17 protein-coding genes are annotated in these 22,204 nt (G+C 69.6%); 10 read left to right on the top strand and 7 right to left on the bottom strand.

What is annotated here, in order from left to right; translation table 11 throughout:
* Nucleotides 1-113: 113 nt before the first annotated feature.
* Nucleotides 114-1,385 (bottom strand): hypothetical protein, encoded by a 1,272-nt coding sequence (locus FBZ83_RS02810; RefSeq protein WP_145680976.1) that lies wholly within the window; start codon nt 1,383-1,385, stop codon nt 114-116.
* Between the two features lie 32 nt (nt 1,386-1,417).
* Nucleotides 1,418-2,269: a fumarylacetoacetate hydrolase family protein gene (locus FBZ83_RS02805; RefSeq protein ID WP_145680975.1), complete on the bottom strand. Its 852-nt coding sequence runs from the start codon at nt 2,267-2,269 to the stop codon at nt 1,418-1,420.
* Nucleotides 2,270-2,425: 156 nt separating this feature from the next.
* On the opposite strand from FBZ83_RS02805, the gene FBZ83_RS02800 reads away from it, so the two are divergent.
* From FBZ83_RS02800 to FBZ83_RS02780, 5 genes are all read left to right on the top strand, one after another.
* Complete coding sequence (locus FBZ83_RS02800) at nt 2,426-2,881, top strand: hypothetical protein (protein ID WP_145680974.1); 456 nt, start codon at nt 2,426-2,428, stop codon at nt 2,879-2,881.
* A 117-nt stretch (nt 2,882-2,998) separates the two neighbouring features.
* On the top strand, nt 2,999-3,316 hold the full coding sequence (locus FBZ83_RS02795) for a hypothetical protein (RefSeq protein WP_145680973.1): 318 nt from the start codon (nt 2,999-3,001) through the stop codon (nt 3,314-3,316).
* Nucleotides 3,317-3,423: 107 nt separating this feature from the next.
* Nucleotides 3,424-4,587 (top strand): aminotransferase, encoded by a 1,164-nt coding sequence (locus FBZ83_RS02790; RefSeq protein ID WP_145680972.1) that lies wholly within the window; start codon nt 3,424-3,426, stop codon nt 4,585-4,587.
* A gap of 147 nt (nt 4,588-4,734) precedes the next feature.
* On the top strand, nt 4,735-6,363 hold the full coding sequence (locus FBZ83_RS02785) for a sensor histidine kinase (protein ID WP_145680971.1): 1,629 nt from the start codon (nt 4,735-4,737) through the stop codon (nt 6,361-6,363).
* Nucleotides 6,364-6,559: 196 nt separating this feature from the next.
* Nucleotides 6,560-11,410, top strand: a complete 4,851-nt coding sequence (locus FBZ83_RS02780) for an alpha-2-macroglobulin family protein (protein ID WP_145680970.1) — start codon at nt 6,560-6,562, stop codon at nt 11,408-11,410.
* Nucleotides 11,411-11,514: 104 nt separating this feature from the next.
* Here the strand turns inward: FBZ83_RS02780 and FBZ83_RS02775 are convergent, their stop codons facing one another.
* Nucleotides 11,515-11,697, bottom strand: a complete 183-nt coding sequence (locus FBZ83_RS02775; protein ID WP_145680969.1) for a hypothetical protein — start codon at nt 11,695-11,697, stop codon at nt 11,515-11,517.
* Nucleotides 11,698-12,010: 313 nt separating this feature from the next.
* On the opposite strand from FBZ83_RS02775, the gene FBZ83_RS02770 reads away from it, so the two are divergent.
* From FBZ83_RS02770 to FBZ83_RS02750, 5 genes are all read left to right on the top strand, one after another.
* On the top strand, nt 12,011-12,508 hold the full coding sequence (locus FBZ83_RS02770; protein WP_145680968.1) for a MerR family transcriptional regulator: 498 nt from the start codon (nt 12,011-12,013) through the stop codon (nt 12,506-12,508).
* Nucleotides 12,505-13,668, top strand: coding sequence for a thiolase family protein (locus tag FBZ83_RS02765; RefSeq protein ID WP_145680967.1), 1,164 nt, complete (start codon nt 12,505-12,507; stop codon nt 13,666-13,668). Before FBZ83_RS02770 ends, FBZ83_RS02765 begins: the two co-directional genes overlap by 4 nt.
* 27 nt (nt 13,669-13,695) lie before the next feature.
* The gene (locus tag FBZ83_RS02760) at nt 13,696-16,029 is read left to right on the top strand and encodes a 3-hydroxyacyl-CoA dehydrogenase/enoyl-CoA hydratase family protein (RefSeq protein WP_145680966.1); all 2,334 of its coding nucleotides are present in this window, start codon (nt 13,696-13,698) and stop codon (nt 16,027-16,029) included.
* A gap of 17 nt (nt 16,030-16,046) precedes the next feature.
* Nucleotides 16,047-17,837, top strand: a complete 1,791-nt coding sequence (locus tag FBZ83_RS02755) for an acyl-CoA dehydrogenase C-terminal domain-containing protein (protein WP_145680965.1) — start codon at nt 16,047-16,049, stop codon at nt 17,835-17,837.
* A gap of 448 nt (nt 17,838-18,285) precedes the next feature.
* The gene (locus tag FBZ83_RS02750; RefSeq protein ID WP_035678594.1) at nt 18,286-18,930 is read left to right on the top strand and encodes a response regulator; all 645 of its coding nucleotides are present in this window, start codon (nt 18,286-18,288) and stop codon (nt 18,928-18,930) included.
* 103 nt (nt 18,931-19,033) lie between these two features.
* Here the strand turns inward: FBZ83_RS02750 and FBZ83_RS02745 are convergent, their stop codons facing one another.
* From FBZ83_RS02745 to FBZ83_RS02730, 4 genes are all read right to left on the bottom strand, one after another.
* Entirely contained in the window at nt 19,034-19,468 is a 435-nt protein-coding gene (locus FBZ83_RS02745; RefSeq protein ID WP_145680964.1) for a CBS domain-containing protein, read from the bottom strand.
* A 160-nt stretch (nt 19,469-19,628) separates the two neighbouring features.
* Nucleotides 19,629-20,327, bottom strand: a complete 699-nt coding sequence (locus FBZ83_RS02740) for an OmpW/AlkL family protein (protein WP_145680963.1) — start codon at nt 20,325-20,327, stop codon at nt 19,629-19,631.
* 160 nt (nt 20,328-20,487) lie between these two features.
* Entirely contained in the window at nt 20,488-20,961 is a 474-nt protein-coding gene (locus FBZ83_RS02735) for a hypothetical protein (protein WP_145680962.1), read from the bottom strand.
* Nucleotides 20,962-20,975: 14 nt separating this feature from the next.
* Nucleotides 20,976-22,121: an NAD(P)/FAD-dependent oxidoreductase gene (locus FBZ83_RS02730; protein WP_145680961.1), complete on the bottom strand. Its 1,146-nt coding sequence runs from the start codon at nt 22,119-22,121 to the stop codon at nt 20,976-20,978.
* Nucleotides 22,122-22,204 lie beyond the last annotated feature (83 nt).

Here is a 22,204-nt window from a genome sequence, read left to right as displayed (position 1 = left end):
CGCGGGAAGGGTGAGGGTAACACCAAGAATCAGCCTCTTGATCCTTGCACGACCCTCACCCGCCCGCTGACGCGGGCACCCTCTCCCGGGGCGGGAGAGGGGCTTTTCATCCGTCACTTCACCCGCTCACCCGTGAACGGGTTCCAGCCCACGGCGGCCAGGACCGTCCAGGCCGTCACCGCCAGGTGGGGGCGGCGGTAGTAGCGGAAATCGTCCGTGGTGCTGTCCGGCCCGATGGCGAGGCCGGTGGTGATGCTGTCCTCGCGCGTCGCCCAGACATGGCCGCCGCGGCTGACCTCCTTGCCGACCTCGGCCAGAAGCCGCTGCGCCTCGTCCGACCGGCCCAGCAGGCGGTAGACCAGCGCGGCCTGCGCCGTGCCCTCCACCCACATGCCGTCGCGGTCGTCGTTGAAGTCGAAACCGCCGTCGACCCCGTGGGCCTTCTCCGCATAATCCAGCGCCGCCCGCCACGCCTCCGGCGCGCCGCGCAGCAGCAGCGGCCAGAGCTGGGCGTCGAGGCCGGAGGTGGCCCGGTTGACCGTCACCCCGTCCGGCGCCGTCCCGGTGGGGAAATGCCCGCCGCCGTCCGCCCACATGCGGTCGAGGAAGCCGCGCGCGGTCTTCTCCGGCCCGGCCCAGTCGCCGCCCCCCTCCCTGGGGGTGCCGCTGCGCTCCAGCCAGCCGAACAGGGCGACGAGGTCGGTGTTGTGCTCGGTCGCCTTCCAGGTCAGGGCCTGCGGCTTGTCGTCGAAGCCCTGGACGCCGCCGTTGAAGCCGCCCGGTCCGCGCGGGTCGGCGGTGTTGGCCACCACCCAGCGCGCCAGCTCCGCCGCACCGTTGCGGAAGCGTTGCTCGCCGGTCGCCTGGCCCAGGGTCATCAGGGCCAAGCCCGCCCAGGCGACGTTGCCGGTGGCGGAGCCGATCTGATAAGCGTCCTCGAACCAGCGGTTGGCGGTGACGTCCCACCAGCCGTTGGGCGGGATCGGCTTCTGGGTCTGGGCGCCGGCGCGGTAGGTGTTGCGCAGCCGCCCCTGGCGCCGCGCGCGGTCCAGCGTGGCGGCGGAGAGCAGCGATTCGCCGATGCGCAGCGCCGGTTCCGTCTTGCCGCAGGCGACCAGGGCGATGACCGCCAGCGCGTTGTCGTAGGTGAAGGCGGCCTCGCGCAGCGGCAGCTCCGACGTCTGGCCGATGCCGAAGCTGCTGTCGTAGCTGCGCAGGAACACCGGGCCGGAGCCGGGAATCTCCGCCACACGCGATTCCAGCGTGCCGCAGGTCTTCCCGGCCAGCGCCGCCGCGCCATCCTCGGCTCTGGCTGCGTTGGACACCGCCAGGGTGCCGACACCGGCGGCGAGCAGCCACGCGGCCAGACGGCTTTTTCGCTTCATCGAAGACACTCCCATTCCGGTCCCGGCGCCGCTCAGCCTTCGAAGGCGCGGACGGACTGGCGCTGCTCGCCCAGCCCCTCGACGCCCAGGCGCATGGTCTGGCCGGGCTGGAGCCAGGGGTGGTTCGGCCCGCGGCCCAGCGCCACGCCCTGCGGCGTGCCGGTGGCGATGACGTCGCCCGGCAGCAGGGTCATGAAGCGGCTGATGTAGGACACGATCTCGGCGACGCCGAAGATCATGTCGGCGGTGCTGCTGTCCTGCATCGGCTGGCCGTCGACCTCCAGCCACAGGCGCAGCGCCTGCGGGTCGGGCACCTCGTCGCGGGTGACCATCCAGGGACCGATCGGGCAGAAGCTGTCGGCGCTCTTGCCCTTCACCCACTGGCCGGTGCTCTCGGTCTGGAAAGCGCGCTCCGACACGTCGTTGAGCACGCAATAGCCGGCGATGTGGTCGAAGGCGTCGGCCTGATCGACGTAGCGGGCGGTGCGGCCGATGACGATGCCGAGCTCGACCTCCCAGTCGAGCTTGGTGGCGCCGCGCGGCATCTGGACCGGGTCGTTGGGGCCGCAGATGGAGGTAGTCGCCTTCATGAACAGCACCGGCTCCGCCGGCTCGGGCAGGCCGGACTCGGCGGCGTGGGCGCGGTAGTTCAGCCCGACGCAGACCACCTTGGACACGCCGGCGACGCAGGGGCCGAGCCGGGTCCCGTCCGGCACCTGGGCCAGTCGGTCGGTGTCGAGCGTGCGCAGATGGGCCAGCCCATCCTCGGTCAGGGCGGCCGGACCGATGTCCGACACCACGCCCGACAGGTCGCGGATCACGCCGTTGCGGTCCAGAAGACCCGGACGCTCATGGCCCGGCGGGCCGAATCGCAGAAGTTTCATCAGGCTAAACCCTTCCCGTTCCCGAAGGTTGAGCCGCGCCTCTCCTCCGGTGAGTGCTGTCCGGTTCCGGCCGAAGCCGGAAAGGGGCTGTTCCGTCGCGGTGCGGTCTGGTGTACCCTTTTTTCAGCCCATGGGGAAACCAGACGGGAGGCGGATATGCCGGTGTGGCGCCGTTACCTCGTGAAGGAGCCGACCGGGCGGCTGGTCGAACTGCCGAGCCGCCAATACGACCGCGCCGACGACGGCACGGCGCCGATCCCCGACTACGCCGGCCGCTGCGTTGAACTGGTGGCGGCGGTGCTGGTCGGCAAGCAGGGCGCCACGCCAACGGTGACCGAGGTCGCCTTCACCAAACTGTATTTCGACCAGTCGGGCTTCGTCGACGCCGCCAAGCGGGAGCGGATGATCCGCCTGATGCTGGAAAGCTGCGCCGACCGGCGCGGCCGCAAGCCGGCCCGGCGCACCGGCGGCAATGGCAATGCCCTGGCGAAACGCGCCGACGCCGCCCGCAGCGAACTGATGCGCGACTTCGAATGGGCGCCGGCGCCGGCCGAGGTGACCGCCGCGCTGTTCGTCCTCGGGCCGCCCGCCAGCGCCGCGCCGTTGCACTGACACGCCCCTTTCTCCACCCTTTTCCCCACGGCCTCCCCCGAAAAGTCACATCGTCCGGCCTCTTCCCCTGTGCCCTTATGCTCCCATATGGCTGCAGGCACAGGAGGAGGAGCCCCGATGCATCGTCGCGCCGCCATCCCCCGCTCGCTGCTCGCCAGGCCCACGCTTGCCCGGGTCCGGCAACTCGCTCTGATCGGCACGGGGTGGAGCCTGATTGGTCTGGGCGCCCTGATGTCGCCGTTGCCGGGGCCGTTCGGCTTTCCGGTGGCGCTGGCCGGCGGGGTGATCCTGCTGCGCAACTCCGCGGACGCCCGCCGCCTGTTCGTGCGGCTGAAGCGCCGCCACCCCCGGCTGCTCAGCCCCGTCGAGCGTATCCGCATCAAGCTGCGCCACCGCCGCAAAGCCGCCAGGGCCAAGGCCGCCGCAACCGCCTGAGCGGCCCGGTCTCCGCCATTGCCGCCGGGCCGCTCTGCGGACGGGACGCTGGACAGCGCACGGCCGCTGCGGCATTCCTGTCCGCTTCGGTGGTCAGGAGGCTCAAGGTGAAGTCCGGCAACGCAATCCTGTCGAGCTACGGCACGACGATCTTCGAGGTGATGTCCCGCCTGTCGGACGAGCACAAGGCGATCAATCTCGGCCAGGGCTTTCCCGACGAGCGCGGCCCCGCCGACGTGCTGGACGTGGCGGCCAAGGCCATCCTGGAGGGTTGGAACCAGTATCCGCCGATGATGGGCACGCCCGAACTGCGGCAGGCGGTGGCCGCGCACGGCAAGCGCTTCTACGGGCTGGACATCGACTGGAAGACCGAGGTGATGGTGACCTCCGGCGCCACCGAGGCGCTGACCGCCAGCCTGCTCGGCCTCATCAATCCGGGCGACGAGGTCGTGCTGTTCCAGCCCATGTACGACAGCTACCTGCCGATCGTCCGGCTGGCCGGCGGCGTGCCGCGCTTCGTCAGCCTGAAGGCCCCGGACTGGAGCTTCACGCGTGCCGATCTGGAGGCGGTCTTCTCGCCCAAGACCAAGCTCGTCCTCATCAACGATCCGTTGAATCCCGCCGCCAAGGTCTTCACCCGCGCGGAGCTTGAGCTGCTGGCGGAATTCGTCCAGCGCTTCGACGCCTTCGCCGTCTGCGACGAGGTGTACGAGCACATCATCTTCGACGGGCTTGCGCACATCCCGCTGATGACCCTGCCGGGCATGCGCGACCGCTGCCTGAAGATCGGCTCGGCCGGCAAGACCTTCTCGCTGACCGGTTGGAAGGTCGGCTACGTCACCGGCGCGCCGCACCTGCTCCAGCCGGTCGTCAAGGCGCACCAGTACATCACCTTCACGACGCCGCCCAACCTCCAGGCGGCGGTCGCCTATGGGCTGGGCAAGGACGAGGCCTACTTCACCGCTCTGGCCGGCGGGTTGCAGGCCAAGCGCGACCGGCTGGCCGACGGGCTGCGTTCCGTGGGGTTCGAAGTGCTGCCGTCCGCCGGCACCTACTTCGTCGTGGCCGACGTGTCGCCTTTCGGCTTCGACGGAAACGACGAGGATTTCTGCCGCCGCCTGACCGCCGAGGCCGGGGTGACGGCCATCCCGGTCGGCGCCTTCTTCGTCGAGGATGCGCCGCGCAGCTTCATCCGCTTCTGCTTCTCCAAAAGGGACGAGATCCTCGATGGCGCGGTTGAGCGGCTTTCGGCCTATTTCGCGCGTCGATGATCGGCGCGCGCTCCACAGCAACGCGCGATGGAGGGGCTTGCCCGCCGCTTCCATAGCGTGATACCCCTTGTGCTCTTGGGTCGATGCCGGGCCGGAACGGATCACTGTCCGGACCGGCCGCGGTGGACCGCCTGTGGAAGAGCCGGGATGCGCCTGCCGATCTCGTTCCGCTGGTGCGTGTTCGCCATCGCCGCCATCGCGATCACGGTGGTCTGGGGCGCCTACGCGCAGGTGGTGCGCGAACTTCTGGACGGCCAGACGCGCGAGGCGGTGGAGAAGGCCGAGACCATGGTCCGGGCTTTCGCCAAGAGCACCCACCGTGCGGTGCACGAGGTGGACATCACGCTGCGCTCCCTGGCGCTGGAGTTCGGCGAGGCCGGCCTGCCCGGCGTCCGCAACTTCCTCGACCAGACGCTCTACGATCCGACGCTGATCCACCACTTCACCGTTCTCGACGCCGACGGGGCCGTGCTGTTGCGCAGCGAAGGGCCGGGCGGGCAGGCGAACGAGCGGGACGATGCGGCCTTCGCCTTCCACCAGGGCACCGGCCGCGACCTGATGCACATCGGCACGCCCTTTCCCGGAACGACCGGCGGCGGACCGCTGCTGCGCCTCAGCCGGCGGCTGACCGACGAGGACGGCGGCTTCGCGGGCATCGTGGTCGCCAACGTCGATCCCGACGTCCTGGGCGAGTTCTACCAGCAGGCCAATCTGGGGCCGCAGGGGGCGGTGACCCTGATCGGAATGGACAAGGTGATCCGCGCCCGCGGCGCCTCGCGGGGCGTCGAGGCGGTCGGCCTCGCCATCCCCCAGTCCCGCCTGTGGGAGGAGATGAGCCGGTCGCTCTCCGGAATCTACTGGCAGGAATCCCAGACCGACGGTGTCCTGCGCGCCTTCGCCTACCGCGTGGTGGAGAACTACCCGCTGGTCGCCACGGTGGGGATCGCGCGGACGGACATCGAGGCGGCGGTGGCCGACCTGAGGAACACGCTGTTTCTGCTGGCGGCGATCCTGACCGCATCCGTTCTGCTGGTGGCGCTGTTCCTGCTGCTTCAGCATCGCACGGCGGAGCGGCTGCGCGCCGCCCTGGCGCTGAACCGCAATTTCCTCGCCCGCGTCAGCCACGAGCTGCGCACGCCGCTGAACGCCGTCCTCGGCTTCTCGGAGGTCATCCGCGACCAGATGCTGGGTCCGCAGGCCGGGGCGCGCTACGCCGACTATGCCCGCGACATCCATGAGTCGGGGCGGCATCTGCTGGGGCTGATCAACGACATCATGGACCTGTCGAGGCTCCAGGCCGGGGCTCTGCCGCTGCATCCGGAGGACCTCGACGTCGCGCCGATCGTGGAGTGGGCCTTCCGCATGGTGGCGGCACAGGCCGACGCCAAGGGCATCCGGCTGGACATGAACGTCGAGCCGGGGCACCACAGCGTTTCGGCGGACGAGCGCGCCCTGAAGCAGATGCTCCTGAACCTGCTGGCCAACGCCGTCACCTTCACGCCGGACGGCGGGCGCATCCTGGTGACGGTCGGCGGCGGAGCGGACGGAGGGTGCCGCGTCCGGGTGACCGACAACGGCATCGGCATGACGCCGGAGCAGCTCCATCAGGCGGCGGAGCCCTTCGGTCAGGCCGCGGTGCATGTGGCGCTGCCGGGGCAGGGCAGCGGGCTGGGGCTGGCCATCGTCCGGTCGCTGATGGAGGCCCATGGCGGGCGCCTGCGCATCGACAGCCGGCCCGGCGAGGGCAGCCAGTTCACGCTGGACTTCGCCGGCTGATCCGCGCCCGATCCACCCCTCATTCACCCCTTCATCCGCGCTGCGGGATTTTCCGGGCTGGGCCGCAAAGCCGTGGCGAAACCAGGGGCGCTTCGGCATACTCCGCGCCGGTTTGCCGAAAACGGTGTTTTCGCAGGCCCCAAGTTTTCGCATAGGCCCGCGCGTTGCGCCGGGCGGCTGGTCCAGGGAAGATCGAATGTTGCGTGCAGTGGCGCGTGTCTGTGCCGTCCTCGTCGCGTCCTCAACCCCCGTCATCGCCGCCGACGCGCCGCCCGAGCCGGTGCCCTTCGGCGTGTCCTCCGCCGAGGTGGTGGCGGAGCGCGACGTGCCGCAGGCCTGCTTCACCTTCACCGACCGGCTGGAGAAGTCGCGCGCGGTGAACTACCGCGACTACGTGGAGGTGACGCCGGCGGGCAATGGAGCGGCCTTCGACGGGACCGCCGTGGCGCGCGACCGTACGCTCTGCGTCGAGGGGCTGAAGCACGGGCAGAGCTACCGCATCACCCTGCGCGACGGGCTGCCGGGCAGCGACGGGAAGCGCCTGCCCAACCCCGACGCGCGCGACATCGAGGTGCCGAACCGCAAGCCGGCGCTGGCCTTCCGCGGGGCGGGCTACATCCTGCCGCGCATCGGCGCCGATGGGCTGCCGCTGCGCTCCATCAACCTCGACCGGGCGAAGCTCCAGGTGCTGCGGATCAACGACCGCAGCCTGGTGGAGAAGATCTACTTCGGCCGCATCGGCCAGCAGATGTCCGACCACGAGGTCGGCGAGATCCTCGACCGCTCCGGCCAGGAGGTGTGGCGCGGGGAAATGGCGATCAGCAACAGCCGCAACCAGGCGGTGGTGACGCCCTTTCCGATCGACGCCGTGCTGGGCCGGCTGGAGCCCGGCGTCTACATCGCCGTCGCCAGCACCGAGGACATCAAGCCCGGCGGCTGGGACCACAAGGCGACCCAATGGTTCGTCGTCTCCGACCTCGGCCTGAACGCCATCACCGGCGAGGACGCGCTGGTCGTCTTCGCCCGTTCCGTCAAGGGCGCAACGCCCGAGGCCGGCGTCGAGCTGCGCCTGCTCGCCCGCAACAACGAGGAGCTGGGGAAGGCCCTGACCGGTGCGGACGGGCTGGCGCGCTTCGACCTCACCGCCCTGCGCGCCGCCGGGCGGGAACCGGTGCAGGCGCTGTTCGCCTACCGCGGGGCGGGGGACTTCGGCTTCCTCGACCTCGTGACGCCGACGTTGGCCAACGCGCCGCCGGCGGCCGGGGCGCCCAACGCGGCGCCGGGCGGTGTGGCGGCGGTGGTCCCGGCGCGCCCGGCCCCCGGCCAGCCCGACGCCTTCCTCTACACCGAGCGCGGCATCTACCGCCCCGGCGAGACGGTGCATCTGGCGGCGCTGCTGCGCGACGCCGACGCCAAGCCGGTCACCGGCCGTCCCGTCACGCTGAAGATCCAGCGTCCGGACGGCTTCGAGGTGGACCGCCGTCCGCTCGCCGAATCCGGCGGCGGCAGCTTCGCCGCCCGCGTCGAGATTCCGGCCAACGCCATGACCGGCACCTGGGCCGTCACCGCCCACGGCGAGCCGGACGCGGGCGCCCAGCCGAACACCATGGGCCCGGTGCTGGGCCGCGCCGAATTCCTTGTCGAGGACTTCGTGCCGCCGCGCCTCGAGGTTGCCCTGGCCGCCGAGGCGGCGGAGCTGCCGGCGGATGGCAAGACGACCCTGACCGTCGACGGGCATTTCCTCTACGGCGCTCCGGCGGCGGGCCTGCCGGGCGAGCTGGCGGTGACGCTGCGCGCCGCGGCGAATCCCTACCCGAACCTGCCCGGCTACCGCTTCGGCCTCACGCAGGAGGAGGTGAAGCCGCTGCGCAGCGACCTGCCGGGCTTCACGACCAACCGCAACGGGCAGGCCAAGGCCGACCTCGCGCTGCCCAAGGCGCCGGAGAGCACCAAGCCGCTGGAGGCGGTGGTCCGCGCCACCCTGCTCGACATCGGGGGCCGCTCGGTCAGCCGCGATCTGGTCCTGCCGGTGCGCCACCAGCCCTTCGCCGTCGGCATCCGCCCGCGCTTCGAGGGCGACGGGGTGCCGGAAGGCGCCACCGCCGGCTTCGACGTGGTGGCGGTCGGGCCGGACGGCCAGCCGATGGACAAGGAGGACCTCTCCTACGAACTGTTCGAGGAGGAGTACGACTACGCGTGGTTCGAGGCCAACGGGCGCTGGGACTACAAGGTCACGGTGCGCGACCAGCGGGTGACCGGCGGAACGCTCGCCGCCCAGGCGGCCAAGCCGGGGTCGGTGGAGGCTCCGGTGGGCGCCGGCCGTTACCGGCTGGAGGTGTTCGATCCCAAGACCGGCGTGGCGAGCAGCCTGCGCTTCGCCGCCGGCTGGTGGATGACCCCGACCGCCGGCGAGCGTCCCGATCAGGTGGACGTGACCGTCATGCTGCCCGCCTACAAGGGCGGCGACACCGCCTGGGTCTACGTCAAGCCGCCCTACGACAGCGAGGTGCTGATCACCGTCGCCGACCGCAAGATCCGCGATGCCTCGACCCGCCGCATCGGGCCGGAGGGGGCGTTCCTGGAAATCCCCGTCGATCCGACCTGGACCGGCGGCGTCTATGTGCTGGCGACCGCCTTCGGCGCGCCCGACGCCGCGGGCGGCCCGTCGAAGGGCGTGGCGCGCCGCGCCGTCGGCCTGTCCTGGCTGGCGGTGGACGGGGAGGAGCGGGCGCTGGACGTGCGCGTCGCCGCCCCGGCGCAGACCGAGCCCCGCCGCTCCGTCACCGCCGAGGTGGTGGTGGAGGGTGCGCCGGAGGGCCAGCCGGCCTATGTGACGGTCGCCGCGGTGGACGACGCCGTGCTCCAGCTCACCGACCAGCATTCGCCGAACCCGATCGACCATTATCTGGGCAAGCGTCGCCTCGGCGTGGAATTGCGCGATTCCTTCGGGCGGCTGATTGATCCGGCGGTCCTCGACGCCGCCCGCACGCGCCCCGGCGCGGCGCCCCGGCTGCGCCAGGTCGGCGTCACCGTTCCGCAGAAGTCGGAACGCGTCGTCTCCCTGTTCTCCGGCGTGCTGACCGTGGGGCCGGAGGGCAAGGTGGCGGTGCCGCTGGACGTCCCCGACTTCCAGGGCCGGCTGCGCCTGATGGCGGTGGCGTGGAGCGGGGACAAGCTGGGCCGTTCCGAATCCTCCATGCTGGTCGCCGATCCGGTGCTGGCCGATCTGGGCCTGCCGCGCTTCCTGGCGCCGGGGGACCGGGCGGTGGTTCCAGTGACTCTCGACAACGTCGCCGGCCCGGCGGGCGCCTACACCATTTCCCTGATCGCCAGCGGCGCGGTGTCGCTCAGCGAGGGCAACATCGCCGTGCCGGAGCTGGGCAAGGGCAAGCGGGCCACCGCCGGGCGGGTCCTGACCGCCAACGGCGTCGGTACCGGCCACATCGCGCTGGACGTGACCGGTCCGGACGGCCTGCGCATCACGCGCCAGTGGGAAATCCCGGTGCGGCCGGCCTCGCCGCTGGTCACCCGCCGCACCACCTCCATGCTGGCCCCGGAGCGCAGCGTCGAACTGCCCGCCGACCTGCTGAACGGCCTGCGTCCGGAGACCGCGACGGCGGCCCTGTCGCTCGGCAACCTGCCGGACCTCGACATCCCCGGCCTGCTGACCGCGCTGGAGCGCGGCGGCCCCGGCGGGCTGGAGATGACGGCCAGCCGCGCGCTGCCCCTGCTGTCGCTGGGCGATGTGGCGGTGGCGCTGGGCGTCGCCTCGGACGAGCGGGTGAAGGCGCGGGTGCAGCGGTCGGTCGATCGCGTGCTGACCTTCCAGCGGATGGACGGCGCCTTCGCCGCCTGGTCGCCGAAGGGGGAGGCCGATTCCTGGCTGACCGCCTACGCGCTCGACTTCCTGGGCCGCGCCAAGGCCGCCGGCTACCGTGTGCCGGAGGGGCCGTATCGCAAGGGACTCGACGGGCTGCGCGGCGCGCTCGACAACGCCTGGGTGGAGGCCGACGAGCAGCCGGCCCGCGCCTACGCGCTCTATGTGCTGGCCCGCGCCAAGATGATCGACGCCGGTGCGGTCCGCTACTTCCAGGAGACCTTCTGGGACAAGCTGCAGACCGACTTCGCCCGCGCCCAGGTCGCCACGGCCATCGCCGCGCTGGGCGACAAGGACCGCGCTGCCGAAGCCTTCGGGCGGCTGTCCGGCGCCCGCGTCGTGTCGGCCAGCCTGCGCGACTACGGCTCGTCCCTGCGCGACGAGGCCGGCGTGGTGGCACTGATGGGCGAGAGCGGCGTGGTTGAGCGGGACCGCCTGGCCCAGGCGACCGAACGCCTGTCCAAGACCTACGCCGCCGTCCGCACCACCGGCGTGCAGGAGCAGGCGTGGCTTCTCCAGGCGGCCAGGGCGCTGATCGACCGGGCGCCGTCGATGAGGATCGCCCAGAAGGACCAGCAAGGGGCCGATCAGGTTGCCGAGGGCGTCAAGCCGCTGTTCCAGCGCATCGACCCGGCGGCCCCGCCGGCCATCCGCAACGCCGGGGGCGAGCCGCTGCGCCAGATCCTGTCGGTGTCCGGCATCGCCGACGCGGCGCCGGGGGCGGAGGAGCAGGGCATGACCGTCACCCGCAGCCTGTTCGATATGACCGGCCGCCCCGCCGATCCGGGCGCCGTCCGCCCGAACGACCGGCTGGTGGTGATCCTGGAAGGCAGCGCCTCCGATCCGGTGGACCGGCAGGTTCTGGTGTCCGATCCGCTGCCCGCCGGCTTCGAGATCGAGGCCGCCCGCTTCGCCGGGGGCGGGGCGCCGCTGGGCGACCTGTCCTGGCTGGGCGAGCTGACCGCGCCGCGCGCCGTCGATTACCGCGACGACCGCTTCGTCGCCGCGCTCGACATGACGAAGCAGGCGCCGCGCTTCCGGCTGGTCTATCTGGTGCGCGCGGTGACGCCCGGCGACTACGCCCAGCCCGGCGCGACGGTGGAAGACCTCTACCGCCCGCACCAGTCGGCCCGCACCGCGGCGTCGCGCCTGCGCGTCCTGCCGGAGTAGGCGGCCCAAACGGAAAAGCCCCATCGTCCGCCGCATGGCAAGACGATGGGGCTTTTGCTTTTTGAAATGGGCCGTTCCGGCACTGGCCGCGCCAGATGCCGGTCTCAGGCGCTCGTCTTGTGCTCGTCGTCGCGCTGGCGGGTGACGAGCATCAGGATGGCCACCACGACCGCGAAGAAGGCGGTCAGCGCCACGTAGAACAGCAACGCGACCCCGACCGTCAAGGTGCCGATCAGCACCATGGCGAGTATCCAGACGCCCAGCGATACGATGGCGCGCGACGACATCGGCTGTCCCAACCCTGTTTGCCGTGACTCCGGTTTGTCCTGCCCTGTGACCGGCCGTTGCGCCGGGCCATGTCTGGCCCGGTTCCGCCGGCGGCTTTGTTCATTGAGTGCCCCGAGCCTGCCATAGCTGGGTAGGCACACCGCCCGTGGCATGCTGTCACAGCGCGCCCGCGCCGCACCCCGGATGGCCATCGGGAGGGCGCCCGAATGGGAGCGGGCTGCCCGCTTGACAGCAAATGGCAAGCGCCTTACCTTTACGTAAACGTCAACCCATGACAATTAAGGGCAATGACGATCCAGGGAAGGGTGGGGAATGTCGCAACCCGCAAGGTTGATGGGGCTGGGCACGCGCGCCGACGTCGGGCTGGACATTGGGCTGGACCCCGGCGCCGATGGTGCCGGACGCTCCTTCGCCATCGGTGAACTGGCCGACGAGTTCGGGCTGACCCACCGCACCATCCGCCATTACGAGGACGAAGGGCTGCTGGCGCCGCAGCGCGACGGCACCGCCCGCGTCTACGGCCACCGCGACCGCGCGCGCCTCGCGCTGATCTGCCGGGGCAAGCGGCTGGGCTTCAGCCTCGCCGAGATCAAGGAATTCCTCACCCTCTACGACGCGGACGAAATCCAGAAGGAGCAGATGCGCTTCATGCAGCGCATCGCCCGCCGCCGCATCGCCGACCTCGAACGGCAGCTTCAGGACGTCCAGCAGACGCTGGGCGAGCTGCGCATCATCGACACCCAGATCTCCGACCATTTCCGCAAGAACGGAATCACGGAGACGCACACCCCGGAGGACACGCAACCATGACCTCGGCGCCTTTGACCACGCCCGCCAATCCGGTCGTCATCGCCGGCTACGCCCGTTCCCCCTTCGCCTTCGCCAACAAGGGCGAGCTGGCGAAAATCCGTCCCGACGACCTGCTGGCCCATGTCGTCGCGGCGCTGGTCGAGCGCACGGGCGTCAACCCGCAGGACATCGAGGATGTGGTCGTCGGCTGCGCCTTCCCCGAGGGCGAGCAGGGCATGAACATCGCCCGCACCGTGTCCTTCCTGGCGAAGCTGCCCCTGACCGCCGGGGCCACCACGATCAACCGCTATTGCGGCTCCTCCATGCAGGCGATCCATCAGGCGGCGGGCGCCATCCAGATGGGGGCGGGCGAGGTCTTCCTGTGCGGCGGCATCGAGTCGATGAGCCGCGTGCCGATGATGGGCTACAACCCGCTGCCCCATCCGGGCCTGAAGGACCATTATCCGGAGGCCTACTGCTCGATGGGAATCACGGCGGAGAATGTCGCCCGCCGCTACGGGATCTCCCGCGCGGACCAGGAGGCGATGGCCGCCGAGTCCCACGCCAAGGCCGCCGCGGCGCAGCAGGCCGGCCGCCTCGCCGAGGAGATCGTCGCCATCCAGACCGCCGCCGGCCTTGTGGAGCGCGACGGCTGCATCCGCCCCGGCACCAGCGGCGAGACGCTGAGCGGCCTGAAGCCCGCCTTCCTGGCCGGCGGCTCGGTCACCGCCGGCACCTCCTCCCCGCTGACGGACGGCGCCTCGGCGGTGCTGGTGACGACGGAGGCCTACGCCAAGGCCAACGGCCTGCCGATCCTCGCCCGCATCCGCTCCGTCGCGGTGGCCGGCTGCGCGCCGGAGGTGATGGGGCTCGGCCCGGTCCCGGCGGCGCAGAAGGCGCTGGCGCGCGCCGGCCTGACGATCCGGGACATCGACGTGATCGAGCTGAACGAAGCCTTCGCCGCCCAGGCCATCGCCTGCATGCGCGACCTCGACATCGACCCGGCCAAGGTGAACCTGGACGGCGGGGCCATCGCGCTCGGCCATCCGCTCGGCGCCACCGGCGCCCGCATCACCGGCAAGGCCGCGGCCCTGCTGAAGCGCGAGGGCAAGCAGTTCGCGCTCGCCACCCAGTGCATCGGCGGCGGCCAGGGCATCGCCACGGTTCTGGAAGCGGTCTGACGGCGGCGGGACAGGGAGGCACCAACCATGCAGATCAAACGCGCCGCCGTGATCGGCTCCGGCGTGATGGGCAGCGGCATCGCCGCCCATTTCGCCAACGCCGGCATCCCCGTCGTCCTGCTCGACATCCCCGCCAAGGAGGGTGACGACCGCAGCGCCATCGCCAAGGGGGCCGTCCAGAGGCTCCTGAAGACCGACCCCGCGCCCTTCATGCATCCGAAGAACGCCAAGCTGGTGACTCCGGGCAATCTGGAGGACGACCTCGCCCTGCTGGCCGACGTCGACTGGATCGTCGAGGCCATCGTCGAGAATCCGGCGGTCAAGGCCGACCTCTACCGCCGCATCGACCCGGTGCGAAAGGCAGGCTCCGTGGTGTCCTCCAACACCTCGACCATCCCGCTGGGCGTGCTGGTCGAAGGGCAGTCGGACGCCTTCAAGCGCGATTTCCTGATCACCCACTTCTTCAACCCGCCGCGCTACATGCGGCTGCTGGAGATCGTCGGCGGCGAGGCCACCCGGCCCGACGCGCTGGCCGCCGTCGCCGACGTCGGCGACCGCGCGCTGGGCAAGGGCGTGGTGCGCTGCAAGGACACGCCGGGCTTCATCGCCAACCGCATCGGCGTCTACTGGATTCAGACGGCGATCAACGCCGCCGTCGATCTCGGCCTGACGGTTGAGGAGGCCGACGCCATCGTCGGCCGCCCCATGGGCATCCCGAAGACCGGCGTGTTCGGTCTGGTCGATCTCGTCGGCCTCGACCTGATGCCGCACATATCCGCGAGCCTGCTGGCGACCCTGCCGGAGAACGACCCCTACCGCGCCGCCTTCCGCGAGCATCCGGTCATCACCAAAATGATCGCGGAGGGCTACACGGGCCGCAAGGGCAAGGGCGGCTTCTACCGCCTGAACCGCGACGGCGGCGCCAAGGTCAAGGAGGCCATCGACCTGTCCACCGGCGCCTACCGCCGCTCCGACAAGCCGAGGCTGGAGAGCGTGTCGGCCGCCGGGCGCGACCTGCGGGCGCTGGCCGACTTCCCCGACAGGACCGGGCAGTACGCCCGCCGGGTGCTGGCCCACACATTGTCTTATGCTGCGTCGCTGGTGCCGGAGATCGCCGACAGCATCGTCGCGGTCGATGAGGGCATGCGGCTCGGCTACAACTGGAAGCAGGGTCCGTTCGAGCTGATCGACCGGCTGGGCACCGAATGGTTCGCCGACCTCTGCCGCAGCGAGGGCATCCCCGTCCCGCCGCTGGTCGAGCAGGCCGCCGGGCGGCCCTTCTACCGGGTGGAGGACGGCAAGCTCCAGCACCTGAGCACCGCCGGCCTCTACGACACGGTGGTGCGTCCCGACGGCGTTCTGCTGCTGTCGGACATCAAGCGGGCGTCGAAGCCGGTGTGGAAGAACGGCTCGGCCAGCCTGTGGGACATCGGCGACGGCGTGTTGTGCGTCGAGTTCACCAGCAAGATGAACGCGCTGGACGGCGACGTCATGGCCGCCTACGGCAAGGCGATGACGCTGATCGGCGACGGAAAAGGCGATTGGAAGGCGCTGGTCATCCACAACGAGGCCGACAACTTCTCGGTCGGCGCCAACCTCGGCCTCGCGCTGTTCGCGCTGAACGTCGGGCTGTGGCCGCAGATCGAGGAGCTGGTGGAGGGCGGGCAGCGCGCCTACCGCGCCCTGAAACACGCACCCTTCCCGGTGGTGTCGGCGCCCAGCGGCATGGCGCTGGGCGGCGGCTGTGAGATCCTGCTGCATTCCGACCACGTCCAGGCCCACGCCGAGACCTATATGGGGCTGGTCGAGGTCGGCGTCGGGCTGATCCCCGGCTGGGGCGGCTGCACCGAGATGCTGGCCCGCCACGCCGCCAACCCGCGGACCCCGAAGGGGCCGATGCCGCCCATCGCCGGGGCCTTCGAGACCATCAGCTTGGCCAAGGTCGCCAAGTCGGCGGCGGAAGCCAAGGACCTGCTGTACCTGCGCGCGAGCGACGGCATCACCATGAACCGCGACCGCCTGCTGGCCGACGCCAAGGCCAAGGCGCTGGAACTGGCCGTCGACTACACCCCGCCGGAAAAGGTCACCTACACGCTCCCCGGCCCCAACGGGCGGGCGGCGCTGGAGCTGTTCCTCGAAGGCTTCGCGCTCCAGGGCAAGGCGACGCCGCACGACATGGTCGTCTGCGGCAAGCTGGCCGGCATCCTGACCGGCGGGCCGAAGGCCGACGTCACCCAGCCGGTGACCGAGGACCAGATGCTGGCGCTGGAACGCCGGGCCTTCATGGAACTGGTGCGGACCGAGGGCACCATCGACCGGGTGGAGCATATGCTGACCACCGGCAAGCCGCTGCGGAACTGATGGGGGAGGACTGAGCAATGCCGATCTACAAGGCTCCGCTGGAGGATGTCCGCTTCGTCCTCGACGAGATCGTCGGGGCGGGCAAGCTGGCCGAACTGCCGGGTTACGAGGACGCCACCCCCGACCTGATCGCCCAGGTCCTGGAGGAGGGCGCCAAGCTGTGCGAAGAGGTGCTGTTCCCGCTGAACCAGTCGGGCGACGGCGAGGGCTGCACCTTCGAGAACGGCGTGGTGCGCACGCCCAAGGGTTTCAAAGAGGCGTATGGCACGTACATCGAGGCGGGCTGGCAAGGGCTGTCCTGCGACCCGGCCTATGGTGGGCAGGGGCTGCCCAAGCTGGTCAACACCATGCTGGAGGAGTTCATCTGCTCCGCCAACCTCAGCTTCGGTATGTATCCCGGCCTGTCGCTGGGCGCCTACAACGCGCTCTCCACCTATGGGTCGGAGGAGCTGAAGCAGCGCTTCCTCGGTCGGCTGGTCGACGGCACCTGGGCGGGCACCATGTGCCTGACCGAGCCGCATTGCGGCACCGACCTGGGGCTGATCCGCACCAGGGCGGTCCCCCAGGAGGACGGCAGCCACAGAATCACCGGCACGAAGATCTTCATCTCCGCCGGCGAGCATGACCTGACCGAGAACATCCTGCATCTGGTGCTGGCGCGCCTGCCCGACGCACCGGCCGGGACGCGCGGCATCAGCCTGTTCCTGGTGCCGAAGTTCCTGCCCAACGGGGACGGCACGGTCGGCCCGCGCAACGGTGTCGCCTGCGGCTCCATTGAGCACAAGATGGGCATCAAGGCGTCGGCGACCTGCGTGATGAACTTCGAGGACGCCACCGGCTGGCTGGTCGGCGAGCCGCACAAGGGCATGCGGGCGATGTTCGTGATGATGAACGCGGCCCGCCTCGCCGTCGGCATCCAAGGGCTGGGGGTGGCCGAGGTCAGCTATCAAAACGCGGTGGCCTACGCCCGGGAACGGCTCCAGGGCCGCTCGCTGAAGGGCACGGCGCACCCTGACAAGCCCGCCGACCCGATCATCGTGCATCCCGACGTGCGGCGGAACCTGCTGACCGCCCGCGCCTACACCGAAGGCGCCCGCGCGCTCGGCGCGCTGGTCGGCTACAAGTTGGATGTGGCGGAGAAGCACGCCGACGAAAAGACGCGCAAGGAGGCGGACGAGTTCGTCCAGCTCATGACGCCGATCGTCAAGGCGCTGTTCACCGACATCGGCTTCGAGTCGGCCAACATCGCGGTGCAGGTGCATGGCGGGCATGGCTTCATCTGGGAAACCGGGGTGGAGCAGTATGTCCGCGACGCCCGGATCTGCCAGATCTACGAGGGCACCAACGGCATCCAGGCGCTGGACCTTGTGGGACGCAAGCTGCCGCAGGACATGGGCCGGCTGCTGCGCCGCTTCTTCCACCCCGTCGGCGCCGAGATCGAGGCCGACATGGAGAACGAGGAGTTGGCCGAGTTCGTCCTGCCCCTCGCCAAAGCCTTCGCCAAGCTGCAGCAGGCGACCGCCATCATCGCGCAAAAGGGGCTGAAGGACCCGGAGGAGGCCGGGGCCGCGGCGACCGACTATCTGCGGCTGTTCGGTCTGGTGGCGCTCGGCTGGATGTGGCTGCGGATGGTCAAGGCCGCCCGGGCCAAACTGGCGGCGGGGGAGGGCAACGCGGCCTTCCTCGAAGCCAAGATCAGGACGGCCCGTTTCTACACGGCGAAACTGCTGCCGCAGACCAACGCCCTGTTCATCACCATCATGGCCGGGTCCAAAACCCTGATGGAGATGGAGGAGGCCGCCTTCTGAGGATCAGCCTTACGGGGTCTATGTCTTTGGGCCGGGATCGGTGTAAGCTGCATCGGTTCCGGCTTTTTCGCTTCCAGAGATGCGAAAGATAGAAAGTACGAAAAGGACGGTCCTTTATCATGAACAGGCTTACGGCTTGATACATTCGTGCTCACTTTCGTCATGGGCGGCTGATGAGCGAAATGGATATTGCTGTAGCGCGGCAATGCCATTGCTCAGAGCCTTCAATGAGACAAAGGTTAAATTCGGGTTGTCCAACCCCACCGAATCGTGGTACATCTGATGTGACATTACCCTGCATAAGGACTTTCTATACCTTTTGGAATTGGGTCATATGATGCTTGAAAATGACCTGCATTTTTTCCGAAACTGAGGGTCGGAACACTGGCCTTGTGTCAGGGCTGTACGTTCGGACCATTGAAAGCACTGAGTACGGGGGCACCACCAGATGAAAATCCTGATCGGAGACGACCATGTGCTTTTCCGGGAGGGATTGCGCAGGCTGCTGGAGCAGCTGAAGGAGGGCGCCAGCTTTGAGGAAGCCAGCAACTTTGATGAGCTTCTGGAAAAGGCTGGCAAGGGCGAGACTTACGACCTCGTCCTGACCGATCTGCGCATGCCCGGTTGGCCCGGCTTCTCCGGCATCCAAGACCTGCGGGGAAAGCAGCCCGACTCCAAGGTCGTCGTCGTCTCGGCGTCCGAAGCGCATCACGACGTGCGTGACGCACTGGAGCATGGCGCCGCAGGCTACATCCCGAAATCGTCCAGCGTGAAGATCATGCTGAGCGCGCTGGACCTCATCTTCTCCGGCGGCGTCTATGTGCCGCCGACCGTGCTGCGCGAGTCTGGGGAAACCGAGGTGCGCGTCGGCGCCATCCCGCCCAGCGACCCGCAGCTCGATCATCTGCTGACCCAGCGTCAGCGCGAGGTTCTGGACCGCCTGCGCGAAGGCAAATCCAACAAGCAGATCGCCCACGAACTGGGCCTGTCCGAAGGCACGGTGAAAATTCACATGACGGCGATCTTCAAGTCGCTGGGCGTGCGCAACCGCACCCAGGCCGCCATGGCTTTCCCGCAGTCGCACTCCGCCTGACCGACCAGACCGCCTGACCGGACCGCTCGAAGGGCTGTCCGACCTTTGAGAACGCCCGCGGAAACATCCGCGGGCGTTTTCGTTCGTGGGGCGGCGGGGCGGCTCAGCCCATCCCGGCGACGTAGCCGCGCAGGGATTCGACCTCCAGTTCCGCGTCGTCCAGCCGCGCCTTCACGATGTCGCCGATGCTGACCAGCCCGACGAGTTCGCCGTCCTCCAGGATCGGCAGATGGCGGATGCGGCGCTGCGTCATGACGCCCATGATCTGGGACACCGTGTCGGCCGGGCTTCCGGTGACGAGGTCCCGGGTCATCAGATCGCCGACGGGGCGCGCCAGGGCGGCGGCGCCATCCGCGGCCACGGCGCGCACGATGTCGCGTTCCGACAGGATTCCGGCGGGGCGGCCATCCTCCCGCATCACCAGGACGGCGCCGATTTTGTGGTGGGCGAGCTTGCGGGCGACCGCGTCGATCCGGTCGTCCGGATTGGCGGTGATGATCTCCGTGCCCTTCCTCTTCAAGACGGCGGCAATGTGCATGGTTGTGCTTCCTCCCGCGCGGATTCACGAAAGGGAATGCTCACCCACCGACGTCGCTTGAGGAAGTCGCAAAAAGGAACAGGCCGGATACTCCTTTCGGAGTAACCGGCCTGATGCCCTGTCCTCGCGGGGCCCCCATGGGAGGCCCCGGAGGCGCCGATCAGAAGCGGTAGCCGATGCCCAGGCCGACCAGCCACGGGTCGATCTTGACGTCCGAACGGACGGTGGTGCCCAGGTTGGTCTGCGCCGTGACGTCGGTCTTCAGGAAGATCTTCTTCACGTCGAGGTTCAGCGACCAGTTGCCGGTCAGGGCGACGTCCACACCGGCCTGCAGGGCCCAGCCGAAGCGGTTCTCATAGTCGGTGTCGACGATGCGCAGGCCGATGCCGTTCGCCTTGTTGGCGGCGTCCTCGCGGTAGAACAGGGTGTAGTTCACGCCGGCGCCGACATACGGGCTGACGCGCTCCTTCGGGAAGAAGTGGTACTGCGCCGTCAGGGTCGGCGGCAGCAGCGACACCTTGCCCACGTCCACGGAACCGCCGAGGCCCGGCAGGATCGAGCCCTTGACGGTGTGGCGGCTGGTGCCGGCGATCAGCTCGACGGCGATGTTGTCCGTGAAGAAGTAGGAGAAGTCGAGTTCCGGGATGTAGTCGTTGTTGATCCGCGGCTCGCCGATGTTGGTGGCGCCCTGGTGGATCAGGTCGCCCGACTCCTGCGGGATCACGGCCAGGGCGCGCGCGCGCACCAGGATGTCACCGGCGGACTTGCCCTTGAAATCCTGGGCCAGCGACGGGGAGGAAACGGCGGCAAGAGCCGTGGTCGCCAGCAGGGCGGCGGCGGCGCGCTTCAGGAAAGTCATGGGATTCGCTCCAGGGCAGAATTAGCTGATGTCGTTTTTTTGGCTTAATGCCTGGAGATGTATTACCAGAGTTTTTCTAGGGTTGCTATGCCGCCTCAACCAAAACGTCATAGTGAGGCGGCTCTGCAACAGCGACGAGTTGTCGCATGGACTGGAACTCTTACCGCGCTGGGGCCATGGACGGTTGTGGAGACTGGGAAGGGACTTGCCCCAGGCAGTTCTGTACGATCACGTAGCACTGGCCGAGTCGGCTTCCGCCGCTGGACGACCCGCCATAGACGATGCGCTCCACCGCGCCGTGGCGCAGCGTGAAGGTCGCCTCGCAGTCGACGCTGCTCACGTCGTAGCCGTAGCCGCCCCATCCGCCGTAGGGATAGCCCCAGTAGCCGCCGTAACCGCCCCAGGACGGGTAGGAATACAGCCGGTTGCTGCGGTAGGTGAAAAATTCCAGGTCCCCGGCGGTGGCCTGCCGTTCGGGAACGCCGGCACAGGACAGCAGCGTCTGCTTCGGCATGCCGATCAGCGCGTTCTGCGCCACCATCGCCTGGTCGGCGGCCGGATTGGCGCAGCCGCCCAGAAGGCCGCCAACCAGAAGAAGCGCACCGAAACCGGTCCTCGTCGTCGTTCCGCGCATCGCCGTGTCTCCCGTCAGGGGCGCCGCAGCCGGGCCGGCGCCAGATCATCCACACGCACGCCGAGCGCCGCGACCTCCGGCGGCAGGCCGCGTCCGGTGGCCAGCGCGGCGGCGGTGCGGCCCATGGCCGGCGCCGTCTGGATGCCGTAGCCGCCCTGGCCGGCCAGCCAGAAGAAGCCGTCCGCGGACTCGTCGTAGCCCACCACCATCACCTTGTCGGCGACGAAACTGCGCAGGCCTGCCCATTTGTGCGTGATCCGTCGAACAGAGAAGCGCACCGCCTGTTCCATGCGGTCGATGGCGACGGCGATGTCCATCTCCTCCGGTTGCACGTCGCAGGGCTCCACCGGCGTCTCGTCGGCGGGGGAGAGCAGCAGCCGGCCGGATTCCGGCTTCATGTAGAACTGTTCGTCCACATCGATGGTCATCGGCCAGCCGGCGAGTCCCGCCGCGTCGGCCGGATCGGCGAACACCGGATCGAAGGTGATGGCGGTGCGCCGCTTCGGCACCAGCCCGACGGGGCGCGCGCCGGCCATTCCCGCCAGGACGTCGGCCCAGGCGCCCGCCGCGTTGACCAGCACCGGGGCGGCGAACACGCCCGCCGGGGTGGTGGCGATCCACAGCCCGTCGCGCCGCTCCAGCGCGGCCACCCCGGCGTCGGTCACCAGCCGGCCGCCACGCGCCTTCAGCCCGCGCAGATAACCGCCGTGAATGGCATGGACGTCCATGTCCATCGCCGCCGGCTCCCACACCGCGCCCGCCACGGAATCGGCGTTCAGGAAGGGCGCGCGGGCCAGCGTCTGGGCGCGGTCGAGGCGCTCGACGGTCGGGGTCAGCCGGCGGCCCTCGGCGAAGTCGCGGTCGAGCGCCGCGGTCTGGTCGGCGCGTCCGATCAGCAGGACGCCGCGCGGAGTCAGCAGAGGATGTTCCGAAAAGCCCTGCGGCGGGTTGGTGTAGAAATCCCAGCTCGCCACCGTCAGCGCGCGGACCACCGGGTGCCCGTAGGTCTGTGTGTAGAGCGCCGCGGAGCGGCCGGTGGAGTGGTAGCCGGGTTGGCTCTCGCGCTCCAGCACGATGACGCTGCCATGCGCCGCCAGCTCATAGGCCGCCGAGGCGCCGGCCATGCCGCCGCCGACGATCAGGAAATCCACCCGTTCCACGTCCACTCTCCCTTGCCGGTAGCTGTGCCGGCCCGATGGTCCGACACGCATCTTAGGCGTTGGGAAAAGCCGAATGAAGCCGC

The organism is Azospirillum brasilense (genome assembly GCF_007827815.1).
Classification (GTDB): Bacteria; Pseudomonadota; Alphaproteobacteria; order Azospirillales; family Azospirillaceae; genus Azospirillum; species Azospirillum brasilense_C.
The sequence above is the reverse complement of the archived record's forward strand: the minus strand, read 5'-3'. Positions and strand labels throughout refer to the sequence as shown.